This window comes from Aerococcus viridans (assembly GCF_001543285.1).
In the GTDB taxonomy this organism is placed as follows: domain Bacteria; phylum Bacillota; class Bacilli; order Lactobacillales; family Aerococcaceae; genus Aerococcus; species Aerococcus viridans.
Genome location: NZ_CP014164.1, coordinates 911,261 through 925,362, shown reverse-complemented (window position 1 = coordinate 925,362; position 14,102 = coordinate 911,261). Strand labels below are relative to the sequence as shown.

Annotated in this window: 10 protein-coding genes; 4 read left to right on the top strand and 6 right to left on the bottom strand. The window is 36.3% G+C overall.

All coding sequences use genetic code 11. The features are described from left to right. Window positions 1-911: 911 nt before the first annotated feature. The 5 genes from AWM76_RS04500 to clpX form a co-directional block, all read right to left on the bottom strand. A complete protein-coding gene (locus tag AWM76_RS04500; RefSeq protein ID WP_060779331.1) occupies window positions 912-2,252 on the bottom strand; it encodes an ISL3 family transposase in 1,341 nt (446 codons plus the stop codon). A 133-nt stretch (window positions 2,253-2,385) separates the two neighbouring features. Next, on the bottom strand, window positions 2,386-3,510 hold the full coding sequence (gene rpoD / locus AWM76_RS04495; protein WP_003142143.1) for an RNA polymerase sigma factor RpoD: 1,125 nt from the start codon (window positions 3,508-3,510) through the stop codon (window positions 2,386-2,388). 37 nt (window positions 3,511-3,547) lie between these two features. Then, window positions 3,548-5,443 (bottom strand): DNA primase, encoded by a 1,896-nt coding sequence (dnaG, locus tag AWM76_RS04490; RefSeq protein WP_106427289.1) that lies wholly within the window; start codon window positions 5,441-5,443, stop codon window positions 3,548-3,550. Window positions 5,444-5,543: 100 nt separating this feature from the next. Then, window positions 5,544-6,149, bottom strand: a complete 606-nt coding sequence (gene yihA / locus AWM76_RS04485; RefSeq protein ID WP_003142147.1) for a ribosome biogenesis GTP-binding protein YihA/YsxC — start codon at window positions 6,147-6,149, stop codon at window positions 5,544-5,546. Between the two features lie 85 nt (window positions 6,150-6,234). Beyond that, window positions 6,235-7,491, bottom strand: a complete 1,257-nt coding sequence (clpX, locus tag AWM76_RS04480) for an ATP-dependent Clp protease ATP-binding subunit ClpX (RefSeq protein WP_003142149.1) — start codon at window positions 7,489-7,491, stop codon at window positions 6,235-6,237. Window positions 7,492-7,734: 243 nt separating this feature from the next. Between clpX and AWM76_RS04475 the strand changes: the two genes are divergently transcribed. From AWM76_RS04475 to AWM76_RS04465, 3 genes are all read left to right on the top strand, one after another. Then, the gene (locus tag AWM76_RS04475; RefSeq protein WP_003142151.1) at window positions 7,735-8,934 is read left to right on the top strand and encodes a NupC/NupG family nucleoside CNT transporter; all 1,200 of its coding nucleotides are present in this window, start codon (window positions 7,735-7,737) and stop codon (window positions 8,932-8,934) included. 138 nt (window positions 8,935-9,072) lie between these two features. Further along, the gene (locus AWM76_RS04470) at window positions 9,073-10,011 is read left to right on the top strand and encodes a nucleoside hydrolase (protein WP_003142153.1); all 939 of its coding nucleotides are present in this window, start codon (window positions 9,073-9,075) and stop codon (window positions 10,009-10,011) included. 273 nt (window positions 10,012-10,284) lie between these two features. After that, on the top strand, window positions 10,285-11,574 hold the full coding sequence (locus AWM76_RS04465) for an ISL3 family transposase (RefSeq protein ID WP_107127077.1): 1,290 nt from the start codon (window positions 10,285-10,287) through the stop codon (window positions 11,572-11,574). A 360-nt stretch (window positions 11,575-11,934) separates the two neighbouring features. On the opposite strand, the gene tig is transcribed toward AWM76_RS04465, so the two are convergent. Further along, window positions 11,935-13,215 carry a trigger factor gene (tig, locus tag AWM76_RS04460; RefSeq protein WP_003142553.1) on the bottom strand — a complete coding sequence of 427 codons (1,281 nt, stop codon included), beginning with the start codon at window positions 13,213-13,215 and terminating at the stop codon, window positions 11,935-11,937. A 258-nt stretch (window positions 13,216-13,473) separates the two neighbouring features. On the opposite strand from tig, the gene recU reads away from it, so the two are divergent. Then, complete coding sequence (recU, locus tag AWM76_RS04455) at window positions 13,474-14,088, top strand: Holliday junction resolvase RecU (protein WP_003142552.1); 615 nt, start codon at window positions 13,474-13,476, stop codon at window positions 14,086-14,088. The last annotated feature ends 14 nt before the right edge of the window (window positions 14,089-14,102 follow it).

Genomic DNA, 14,102 nt, shown 5'->3' with positions numbered 1-14,102 from the left:
TTAGGGTTCAAATTTTCTTCTCATTGGCAGAATTTGTTAAAATTAGAGCACACAGGCACAATTAAAGGTGTGAAATCATAGACATTATCCCTTACCTCTTTTTCTGTGGACAAGCAAAAGACGCAATGACCTATTATCGAGAAAAGTTTGACGGGAAGATATTAGCCTCAGTTGAATATGGTTCAATGGTAGATCTAAAAATCCCGGTCAATTACCGCAATCCTTTCCCTATTATCTGATGCATGGAACCCTAGAAACATATGGCCAACGATTGTTATGCTCAGATGAATTTCCAAGCGAAGACCAGCCCGACTTTAACGATGTATCAGTCACTATTATGTCAGATGATTTTGACCAGTTCCAAACTTACTTCGCTAATTTAGAAAAGTCGCGATCAAAGTTATCGTTCCCTTTAAAGCAACAGATTGGTCTCCAGGATATGGAATGTTAAGAGATAAGTACATCGTTAAATGGCAGTTGAATTACGAAGATTCATTGTTGAGAAATTTCGGCCATAAAAAAAGGCAGCCAATTGGCTGCTTTTTTGAATAGTTAATGCTTATGGTTCTTTTACAAATAGTGTTGGTAAATAATTTCAAAGCACACGAATACGTTTTTTAGTTTTTAATAATAATTAAGAAATCAATAAAGTTAAAGCCATGCACGCTGTGATGTGTTTGGCTTTTTACTTGCCTTTAGGCAAGGGAAGTGACCAATGAGATAACATTTCTAACAAATGGTGTTTTATCCTTCAGTGTACGTTCCTTAAAAGCCGTGGCACCAATGAGAGCCAAGGTCTCTCTACTTTGAAATCGAGCCTTAGTCTCGATTTCATGCTTGTTCACGGCTAAGGACGTATACTTTCAGTCCTCTTTATTCTCTTTATTCAAAAATATACCACTATCCCTGGGTTAACTTGCTATCCCCTCAAATGTATATGGTTTAGGATTGGATGGTTTGTAATTTAATTTGAATTGGACTAAAATTCTTGCACGTAAATGATGGAAGTTCGAATATCCAAAACCTGTTCGTTTAATTAATTTAATTTTATTGTTAATACCTTCGGTAGGACCATTTGATACAGTATATTTTAAGGCGTTGTGTATATAAGGCAAGAATTTGACTAATGTTTTGATGGTTCTTCTCGTACGACTTGGCAAAGTGTGGTTCTTAGTCCCATGTAAGATTTCATTAAAAATATTGATATCATGAGTTGAAATGGCATATTTTAATTCATTCATCAGGGTATAAGTAACTAAAAGTTCGTGTGAGATACTCAAAAGATAATCAACAATACGTTGTTCTGATATTGCTTCACCAAATTGACGAACATAATGTGTATCCGTGAAATTTAAATCTTCAGCATTCTTTAACAACAATTTCCATTGTTTTTTGAGTTTTTTGTAGTCCGATGGACGGCTTGTTTTGATAGCATTCATCACTTTAATACGAATAGAATTGATTGTTTCATTCAACAGCTTTACTATATGGAATCGATCAATGACAATCTTCGCATTAGGGAAACATGTGCGAATGACCTCTAGATAAGGTGTATATAAATCAATCGAAACTGTCTTCACGCTGTTTCGGGCAGTCCAGGTAAAAGAAGAAAAGTAATCGATGAGCGACGCTTGTTTTCTATCAACGACAATATCAATTAGCCTTCTATTATGCGTGTCCACAAGGACAGCACTCATTGCATTGGCTACACGATTAGTCGATTTAAACTCATCTACACCGAGGTGATTCGGGAGATAATTTCCCTTAGGTGATAGTCCCATACTTGCTTTCATTAAAGTTCTGGCCACTGTTGGAGAAGAGACATGATAACGTTTAGCGATTAACCGCATAGATTGCGTTTCAATCAATTCGGAGCTAATTTGACTTTTAATGGTTTTAGAAATACAGCAAAATTTTTCAACTAATGGTGTTTCAGCGATAAAAGTTTGTGCACAGTGTTTACAATAAAAGCGTTGCTTCTGTAATTTAAGTAAAACAGGATTAGTAGCTGTGTTCGGTAATCTAATGATAGCTGGTTTAAAGCCATGTTTGATGATATCTTGATTACCAGTATTCTTTACACCACAGTGCATACAAGCCTTAGGCTTGTACGTAAGAACCCCATGTAAAACGAAATGATTTATTTCATGATACTTTTCAAGTGGCAACAGATGCATAGATTTTGGTATTGTAATATCGATATTATTGTCGAAAATACCGCAGAGTTGTTTTATAATAGATGTATGGGACATGATCTTTCCTTCTTTCTGTATTCGTCGTAGTTTACATGCATTAAGGATATCATGTCCTTTTTGCGTACACAAAAATAGTGTCAATGAGATTCAACATGAAATCTCACCAACACTATTTATTATAGAACCATGCTTATTCTAAAAAGTCTTTTAATTGTTTTGAACGAGATGGATGGCGTAATTTTCTCAATGCTTTCGCCTCGATTTGACGAATACGCTCCCGGGTAACGCCAAATTGTTGACCAACTTGTTCCAATGTTTTCGATTGACCATCTTCTAGACCGAAACGTAAACGTAAAACATTTTCTTCACGGTCTGTTAAAGTATCTAATACCTCGTTTAATTGTTCTTTTAACAATTCTGCAGAAGTGTAGTCATCAGGACTAGTTGCATCGTGGTCTTCAATAAAATCACCTAAGTGAGAGTCATCTTCCTCACCAATAGGTGTTTCCAATGATACTGGCTCTTGCGCAATTTTTAGAATATCACGTACTTTTTCAGTTGGTAAATCCATTTCAGCCCCAATTTCTTCTGGAGTTGGTTCGCGTCCTAAATCTTGCAATAATTGACGTTGGATACGTACTAATTTATTAATCGTTTCAACCATATGTACTGGAATACGGATAGTACGCGCTTGGTCAGCAATTGCACGCGTAATGGCTTGACGAATCCACCAAGTAGCGTAAGTAGAGAATTTAAACCCTTTATGGTAGTCAAATTTCTCAACAGCTTTCATTAGACCCATGTTACCTTCTTGAATTAAATCTAAGAATGACATTCCGCGTCCTACATAACGTTTAGCAATCGATACAACCAAACGTAAGTTGGCTTCAGCTAATTCCTGCTTAGCTACTGGGTCACCTTGCTCAATACGTTGTGCTAAAGAAACCTCTTCGTCTGCTGTTAATAATTCTACGCGTCCGATCTCTTTCAAGTACATTCTAACGGGGTCGTTAATTTTAACGTCAGAAGCTACAGAAGTAGGATCTATTTCCTCTTTCTTCACTTTTTCAGCTTCTTTGTCGGCCTCTTTATCCATTTGACGCATTGTTGGTTCGCCATTCTCGTCAACAACGGCAATACCTTGATCTTCGAATTTTTCAATCAAGCTATCCATACCTTTATCATCTAAGGCAAAAGGTTGTGCGATTTTATCGCTTAAATCAGTATATTGAATTGTACCAAGAATTTTTTTCTCAGCAATTAATTGTTTTGTAGCTTGGTTAAGTGTTACGCCGTCCACTTTTTTCTTTGCCATTCAATTCGCTCCTTACATAAATTAAAATTGAAGTAGTTTAATTACCACGACTTTTTATTTGCTTTAACAAATCTATTTTTTGTTTTATCAAAATGCCAATCTGTGCAAAGTCGTCTACCGATTTTGCATAAGCAATTTCGTCGTCTAAAGATTGCATTTTTTGTTCGATGTTACCTTTAATCTGGATGTTATAAATTAGATCTTCAACTTCGCCCTCACCTATATCTGGTGCTACTTCCATATTCATCACTTCAGCGACAAGACGCTGTTCTTCTGCACCTGACAAGGCTTGTAAGAAATCTCCAGGGTCAAGCTCACCGTCCATGTTTTGATTATTTTCTCGATAGTCAGACAATAACATAAAGACCGTTTCAACTTCACTAGACTGAAAATGAAAATCCCTATTCGCTATGAGTAACCATGTTTCACTATTATAGAGTAAACGGTATAGTAATAGCAATTCACTTTTTTCAAGTTGAGACTTTTTCTTGCTTGTTGCAGCAGGAATACCTAGTTGAAGAGTGTTATTTGCTGGAAAAGACTGCTGGTTGCCGTGATCATCAGCTTGGTAGGATTGGTGTGACTGATTTTTAGGACTATAGCTCTCTAACTGTTGTAATAAGGTATCTTTAGAAACACCTGTATCTTCAGCAATTTCTCCTACATAGATATCCCGATCGATGGCTCGTTGAATTTTAGCAATAGCTTCCAGCATTACATTAATGAATTGGATTTTGCCGTTATCAGTCTCAAGAGAAAATTCCTGCCGGTAATAATTTCTCATGAAATGAATCGGACTCAACCTTTTGTTCAAGACAAAATTGACATACCGCTCGCCACCATACTTTTGAATAAATTCATCAGGATCTAAGTTTTGCTCAAAGGCTAGCACATTAAGCTTCAAACGACTACTTTGATCCTGTATCAAGTTAATTGCTCGAAGGGTCGCCTTTTGACCAGGTTTATCTCCGTCATAGGCAATTAAGACCTGTTTACTTGTTCGTTCAATAGCCTTAATTTGGTTGCTCGTTAAACTAGTGCCCATAGAGGCCACTCCATTGCCTACACCTTCATTGTGTGAGGCTATGACGTCCATAAAACCTTCAAATAAAACGAGCTCTTTGGCTCTTCGGGCTTCATTTTGAGCTAAATCCAAGTTAAACAAGAAAGTATTTTTCTCGAATATTTCTGTCTCAGGACTATTCAAGTACTTGGCTGCATCAGGATGGTTTTCATAATGGTTAGACCCAGGCAAGATTCGCCCTGAAAAACCAACAGTCTTCCCTTGCGGGTTTCGCAGTGGAAACATCACACGACCAGCAAATCTATCTTTTAACCGGTCTTGGTCGCCTACAAATATACCAGAATTTTGCAATTCTTCAGTGGTAAATTCTTTGTTTAACAGATGTTGTGCAGCTAAGCGCCCATCTTCAGGGGCGATTCCAATTTGGTAGGCATCAAGTGTTTCTTTGCTTAAACCACGATCATATAGATAGATTAGTCCTTGATGCCCATTTCCCGTGTTCATCAATAAATAATGGTAAAATTTTCTTAATTCTTCATGGATATGGATAAGCCGATTTTGCACACTTGAATAATTGGTCGTTTGTTGGCCATCATCTAAAGCTGACCAATCGAATGATATCGAAACATTCCCAGCTTCCGCTACCTTTTGGACAGCTTGGGGGAAGGAATAACCTTCAATTTCTTCCATAAAACGAAAAACATTACCCCCCCGACCACATGAGAAACAGTGAAAAATCTGTTTTTCTTCATTTACTGTGAACGAAGGCGTACGTTCTTCATGAAATGGACAATAACCAAAATAGTTACGTCCCCTCTTTTGTAAGTCAACAAATTGACTGGTTACATCAAGGATATTTACATTGTTCTTTACTTCATTAATGATTTCCTCTGGGATAAAATTCGCCAATTGATCACCTACTTTTGCCGGCAAAAACTCACAATAAATATAGCGGAAACCAAATCAAAATGCAATGGATATGCCTATATTCTTTACGAATTTCTGCATCCTATTCTTCAGCTGCAAATTCACCATCCAAAACAGCTTGAATAACTTCCCAAGCTTCATCACGGCCATCCTTTGTTTCGGCAGAGAAAGGTAAGATCTGATCGATCGATTCTAATTCTAATGTTTTATAAATATCACTTAAGTGTTTATTCCATTGACTCTTCTTAATTTTGTCCGTTTTTGTTGCTATGACAAAATAAGGTACGCCATGATAATCCATAAACTCTTTCATTTGAATATCATCTTTTGTTGGTTTATGACGGAAGTCAACAATCAATAGGGCCAATGCTAGATTTTCACGGGTCGCAAAATAGGTTTCTAACATCTCGCCCCATTTAGCTTTTTCCGTCTTGCTAACTCTGGCATAACCGTAACCTGGCACATCCACAAAGTAAAATAAATCTTCAATTTGATAATAGTTTAATTGTTGTGTTTTACCTGGTTTACTAGAAGTTCTAGCCAGTTTTTTACGGTTGATCATTGTGTTGATGAAAGAACTTTTCCCAACATTTGACCGGCCTGCTAGCGCGATTTCCGGAATAATGGGTGCTGGATACTGTTCTGGCCTTACGGCAGATATCAGAAACTCAACGTTATGTACGTCCATGAAAAATCCCCTTTCTGACGCAAAAAGGAAAGACTCATTCTAGTCTTTCCCATTGTATTTAATACACTGCTACTAGTGGCAATAATTAAGCGATCTTTTTGCCATCTAAGTCAAATAAATCTGGTTCGATGTCGCCATTAATTACTGATTCAGTAATCATAACTTTTGAAACGTCTTCTCGTGATGGAATTTCAAACATGATTTCTAACATAGCTTCTTCAATAATCGAGCGTAACCCACGAGCCCCTGTCTTACGGTCTAAAGCTTTTTGTGCGATGGCTTCTAAAGCTTCATCTGTAAAGATTAATTCCACATTATCCATCTTCAATAATTGTTGATACTGTTTCACTAAGGCATTTTTAGGTTGCGTTAGAATATGAACTAAATCATCTTTTGTTAGCTTGTTCAAGTTCGCCATAATCGGTAAACGTCCAATAAATTCAGGAATCAACCCGAAAGTTTGTAAGTCTTGTGGAATGGCTTGTTGCATAATAGCATCGTTGTCATTCAAGATATGGTTGTTTGAAGAATTACCAAAACCAATGACTTTTTCACCAAGACGTTCTTTAATAATTGGTTCGATACCATCGAAGGCACCACCTACGATAAAGAGAATATTTGTTGTATCCACTTGAATTAATTCTTGATGTGGATGTTTACGACCACCTTGTGGTGGGATATTCGCTTCAGTTCCCTCTAAAATTTTCAGTAAGGCTTGTTGCACACCTTCACCAGAAACATCACGGGTAATTGATACGTTTTCTGATTTACGGGCAATCTTATCAATTTCATCCACATAGATAATCCCTTTTTGGGCACGTTCTACGTCAAAATCTGCTGATTGCATCAATTTAACTAGAATGTTTTCAACATCTTCCCCCACATAACCCGCTTCCGTTAGTGTCGTTGCATCTGCAATCGCAAATGGCACATCAAGAATACGTGCTAAAGTTTGAGCTAAGTATGTTTTACCTGAACCTGTTGGGCCCATTAGTAGGATATTACTCTTTTGTAGAGATACTCCATCATCATTTGTTTCGTTATTAGAGGAAATACGTTTGTAGTGGTTATATACTGCTACTGATAAAGTTTTTTTAGCTTGATCTTGACCAATAACATAATCATCTAAGATGGAACGAATTTCAGTTGGTTTTGGTGGTTCAACCATTGTATAAGATTCTTGTCGTTCTTGGTCGACTTCTTCATCAATGATTTCTTGACATAGTGCTACACATTCATTACAAATATACACGCCAGGTCCAGCGATGATTTTGTCTACCTCATCTTGTGATTTTCCACAAAAAGAACAGTGAATCGTTGTTTGTTCATCATCATTATACATGCTATCCGTTCTCCTTTCTCTTTTACATCACCTTATTGTGCCAAATTGTTGACTTCAAGTCAATTTAAAAGTCTTCATTCTACAGCTTTCTATACTTTTATCGTATAATGGATGTATTGATTAAAATTGTAACCGATTTATTGTTCGGAAATACTATTAAAATTAACTAGTATTTTACTTGGCAATATTTTATAATGATCAGCGGTGCAAAAATTTGAATATGAATAAGAAAAGGAGATAACTATGAGTATTATTCGCGGAATCATCGGTCTAATTGTCATCGGACTTATTGCTTTATTAATTAGTAAAGACCGTAAGAACGCCCGTATTAAGCAAGTAGGGATTTTATTAGTAATTATGTTTGTCTTAGCCTTCATCGGTTTAAGAACAAGCTTTGGGATTGCCATTTTGGAGGGTGTATCAGGATTATTCAACTGGTTAATCTTACAAGCAAATGGTGGTACTGAATTTGTCTTTGGGGAAGGCGCTACAAGCTACGGGATTTTCTTCCTAAATGTTTTAATGCCAATTGTTTTTATTTCTGGATTAATTGGTATCCTTCAATACATTAACGTTTTACCTTTTATCGCTAAATATATCGGTAAAATCCTTAATAAAATTACTGGTATGGGAGAAAATGAATCATACATTGCTATCATCATGGCTATGCTTGGTCAATCGAATGGTTTAATTACACTTAAACGTTATATTGATAAATTTTCACCTGAACAAATTTTTACATTTGTGTTAATGGGGCTATCTTGTGTATCTGCTACAACGATTGCTTCTTATATGCAAATGGTTGACGGTAAGTTTGTAGTGGTTGCTATTCTATTGAATGTTTTCGCTGCGTTTATTATTGTTTCCCTGATGACACCCTATAATCCACAAACATATCAAGTAGATTTCAACCCTATTGAAGAGGCTAAAGAAAACGAAGGTATTGATGATGAGAACTTCTTCTCTGTGTTAAGTGACTATATTTCTAGTGGTTTCCAAATTGCCCTAGCAATTGCTGGTTCTCTGATTGGTTTTACAGCTTTAATTACATTCCTTAACTCATTAGCTACCTTGGTATTTGGTATTGATTTCTTTACTATTTTAGGCTATGTTTTTTCTCCACTTGCATACATTATGGGGGTTCCAAGCGCGGACATCGTAAGTGCTGGCTCAATCATGGCTTCTAAATTATTAACCAATGAATTTGTGGCCTTAGGAGAGGTTCAAGCGGTTGCAGGACAAGTTAGTGATAAAACAATGGCAATGATGTCAACTTATGTTATCTCATTTTCAAATATCGCAACTGTCGGCATGATTATTGCTTCTATAAAAATTATGTCAGCTAAACAAGCAAAAGTTGTCGCAAACAATACGTGGCGTTTAATCATTGCTTCGGTATTGGTATCTATGATTTCATCAACAATTGTTGGCTTCTTCTTCTAATTTAGAAACCCAACTCAATAGTAAATTTAAATAAACTTGTCTAAGGCATTGTCTTTCTTCTATCAATTTGAAAGACAATGTCTTATACTTTAAATAGGATATGATATTGAAATATCTAACTTTATAGGGGGTTTAAATATGAAACTAATCTTAGATTTTGATACTGGTATTGATGATGCAATGGCTATTGCACTTGCCCTGGGTGAAGAAGACGCAGAAGTAATCGGTATTACATCTGTATTTGGAAATGCTGAGGTAGAAAAATGTGTGCACAATGCCTCAGCAGTATTAAAATTATTAGACCGCGAAGACATCCCCGTTTTCCGTGGGGCTTCCCACAAAATTGGGGCAAATGAAGATTATATCCAAGAAAAAGCATCTGGTATCTTCCATGGCTTAAATGGTCTAGGAAATGTCGAATTACCTGCTGGTAACAATATTTCTGACCAAGACGCTATTGACTTCATTATTGAGTCTGCCAACAAATACGGTGAAGAATTAGTCTTAGTGACAACAGGTCCTTTAACGAATGCAGCCTTAGCCATTCAAAAAGACCTACCTGCTATGCAAAAAATCAAAGGGATTGTTTCTATGGGTGGTGCTTTAACAGTTCCTGGTAACGTAAGCCCATTTGCTGAAGCTAACTTCTGGAAGGACTCAGAAGCGAATAATATCGTCTTTGATTCTGGTTTACCAATTAAAGTCATTGGTTTAGATGTGACTTTACGTACCCTAATCACAGATACTGATATCGCCCCTTGGTTAGAAATGTCTGAAGCGGCCAAAGTATTCCACGAGATTGTGACTTATTACTTTAAGGCTTACGCAAATTCATACGAAGACCTAACAGGTTGTGCCCTACACGATCCACTAGCAGTTTCTGTTGCCCTTAAGAGTGACTGGGTAACGGGTGAAACATTCCGCATCAAGAGTTTATATGGCGAACAAGAAGGTCGTCTAGTCCAAGATCAAGTTGCCTTAAACCGCAAGGAAGAACCGAATGTATTTGTTGCTTTAGGCGTTGACGCTGAAGGCTATAACAAACATTTCCTAGACACAATCGTAAAAGCATTTTAATAGTTATTTCAATACTAAAAACCGAGCTAGGCTCGGTTTTTTTGTGGTCATTATATAATTCTTTTGCTTAAGAAAAAGCCAAGGAGTCACCCCCTTGGCTTTACATTTGGGTCTCCGACTTTTGGTGTGGATGAGAAATCATTCAAACCTATTTTGTATAAAAACACAAAAAGACATATGAATATTTCCTATGCTAAAATTTAAGCGTCTAAACCAAAATTAGAAAGGAAATTCATATGTCTCAGAACGATAATATCAGACTTTTACTAAAACATTAAAGATACTAACATCACATTTAACGAAGAAAATTGGATTCAAGAGCGTAATATTAAAGGAATAAATGTAAAATTTTTTACTGGCACGTTAACCTACAAGCCCAAGGCTTGCCCTAAATGTGGGTGTGTAAATGACCATTCTATCGTTAAAGATGGGTTTATGACGTCCAGGATCACGTGGTTACGCCAATCCAATACACCAACCTATCTAGAGCTTAAGAAGCAACGCTTCTGGTGTCATGAATGCGATGAGCGCTTCATTGCTCATACCAGTGAGGTTGCACGTAATTGTCATATCGCTAAACAAGTGAAGCAATCTGTTTTAGTTGAGGCTGTAGATACGATTTCAAACAAGGATCTCGCTCGTAGGCACTGTATCTCAGATAATACTAGTAGACGAATTATTAATCGCTTTATGGATGACTATTTTCGTCGCAATCGCACAAAACTAGCGAAAAACATGTGCTTCGATGAGATCAAATCTACAAAACAAGCTGACAATCAAATGAGTTTTATTTTTAGTAATGAGGATACTCATGAAGTTCTTGGTATACTGCCCACTCGACAACTATACAAATTAAGAGAATACTTCCGCCAATTTAGTTTAAAAGTGCGCTCTGCTGTTGAAACCATTGTTGTTGGTATGAATGCGCCTTATATGACTTTGGTTAGAGAAATGTTTCCAAACGCCAAAGTAATTATTGATCGTTTTCATATCATTCAATTGATTTCACGTTCTTTAAACAAAACGAGAGTTCAAGTAATGAATACTTTCAATACAAATAGAAATAATGGTGAAGATAAAAAAGAGTATCGCAAGCTGAAAAGTTTTTGGAAGCTTATCCTAAAGGATTTCAACGAAGTTGATTTTATAAATTATAGAAAACAACGTTTATTTAAAGGGAAAATGGTTTGTGATATGGATATTCTTGATCATCTACTTTCTTTAGATGAAGATTTAACGGAAAATTACTGGGTATGTCAAGCTTTACTAGAGGCTTCTAAAGAAAATAATATCGAAATGTTTCATGAGACTATTACTGCAGAACGTCACCAAAATATCAGTAAATATATGCAAACCTCACTGAACACATTATTGAAGAATATAGCGTTTATCGCAAACACCTTCCATTACAAGACTAGATCAAACGCTAGTCTAGAAGGAAAAAATAATCGTATCAAAGTCATAAAACGTGTATCCTATGGATATCGTAATTTTTTCAATTTCAGAAATAGGGTGATGATTAGTTTCATTTTAAAACCGGGCAAGCCCGCTTCCCTTAATTAAATAAACATGATACATCCCGCTCGCTATGTTCAAAGAAAAAAAACTGCAAGTGTACGTCCTTAGCCGTGAAAAAGCATGATATCGAGACCTTGGCTCGATATCAAGGCAGAGAGACCTTGGCTCTCGCCGGTGCCACGGCTCTTAAGGAACGTACACAGCAGTTCAAAGGACAAAAAAGATAGTTCTTCTTTTATCAAATCTCATTTAAAATAAAATAAAAAAGAAACTCAAATCCATATAAAATGAATTTAAGTTTCTTGCTTAAATTAAGCTATCCACATTAAATGTCGAAGAGCCCTTAAATTAAGCTATCCACATTAAATGTCGAAGAGCCTTACATTTTGAAAACTATTATAAAGCTTACGCTTCTTCAATAGTATCAGTGATTAATGCCATTGCTTTTTTCAATGCAATATCATTTTTCAACATATCTTCTGTTACAACGTTTTTAACTTCTTCAACAGTCATGCCGTAAGTTTCAGCTAATGTAGCGATTTCTTTTTCTACATCTTCAACTTCAGCAGTGATGTTTTCATCTTCAACGATTTGCTCAAGAATCAAGTTAGTTTTCACGCGAGTGTCAGCATCTTGTTCGAATTGAGTGTGTAAGTCTGCCTCAGTTGTACCTGTTAATTGGAAGTACATTTCTTTAGAGATACCTGAACGTTGCATTTCGTTTAAGTAGTGGTCCATTTGACGGTGAACTTCTTCATGTACCATTTCGTGTGGTAAGTCAGTAATTTCAGCATTTTCTACTGCTAAACGTAAAGCTTCTTCTTCGCGAGCTTCTTTAGCTGCAGCTTCTTTTTGATCCGTTAATTCTTTACGGTATTTTTCTTTTAATTCGTCTAAAGTTTCAACTTCTTCGTCAACGTCTTTAGCAAATTCGTCATCTAATTCTGGTACTTCTTTAGTTTTCACTTCGTGTACTTTAACTTTGAATGTAGCATCTTTACCAGCTAATTCATCTGCATGGTAATCTTCAGGGAAAGTAAGGTTAACTTCTACTTCGTCGCCTTCTTTAACACCAACTAATTGGTCTTCAAAACCAGGGATGAATGAATCAGAACCTAATTCTAATGAATGGTTTTCACCTTTACCACCTGCGAATGCTTCACCATCTTGGAAGCCTTCGTAGTCAATAACAACAGTGTCACCAGTTTCAGCAGCGCCTTCTTTTAAAGCTAATTCGCTTAAGTTAGCTTGTGCTGCAGATAAACGGTCGTTGATTTCTTCTTCAGTTACTTCAACTTCTTGTTTAGCAACAGTTAGGTTTTTGTATTGACCCAATTTAACTTCTGGTTTAGTCGCAACATATGCAATTAATTCCCAGTCAGCATTTGGCTCAGCAGATTTAATATCGAAGCGAGGTTGTGTAACAACTTCTAAACCTGATTCTTCAACAGCTTTTGTATAAGCTTCTGGTAAAACGATATTTACAGCATCTTCAATTAAAGATTGCTCACCAAACATTTTTACAAACATTTGATAGTTTACTTTCCCTTTACGGAAACCTGGGATAGATACATCCTTTTTAATACGGTTAAAAGCTTGTTTCTTAGCTTTCGCTGCATCTTCTTTTGCTACGGTAAAATGTAAAATACCTTCGTTTGTTGATGTTTGTTCATAATTTACTGACATTTAAATTCCCCTAACTCTAGTTATATTTACTAATCGATTACGCTTTTATGCATAATCTTAACATCATAAAATACTACACTAAAACTGGCGAATTGTCTAGTTAATGAGCCAAAATGCCATTAATGTTATACTATAAGAGAGGATAATTCTTGTTTTTATATTAAAATCCGTGTTAAAACTATGGTATAAGTTCAAAATAGGATAAAATAGACTCAATATGGTGTCAATTTTTTGAGCCATATTCTGAAGGAGGTCATCATGAGGTATCCAAACGGTAAAGTCTACCAATCTAAGACGAATCGTTCACTATCCGCTTCTTCTAGAGGGAAATCAAACTTTGCCAAGCGCGGTATGAAACTGGAGGAAATGATTAATCAAACCAACCAGTGGTATTTATTGCGTGACAAAGCTATTATTCACAAAAAGCCGACACCAATCCAAGTTGTTTCAGTCGACTATCCAAAAAGAAGTCGCGCTGTGATAACTGAAGCCTACTATCGTACAGCTTCCACAACAGATTATAATGGTATCTATAATGGACACTATCTAGATTTTGAGGCTAAACAAACCAACCTTAAAACTAAGTTCCCGCTTCATAATATTCATCAACATCAAATAGATCATATGACAAATTGTGCTAATCATGGTGGGATTTGTTTTATCCTTTTTCTATTTAAGGAACGTGATGAAGCCTATGTATACCCTATAAGGGCGCTACTGGAAGACTGGACTGCCTTTTTAGCCAATGACATTACTGCGATCCCTTTAAAGAGAATTCAATCTAAAGGTGTCCAAGCAAACATGGGGTATCAGCCCCGAATTGACTATTTAGCAGCTGTGGATGAAATGATTGCAGCCAATTATCAAAATTAAATAAACATACTAGG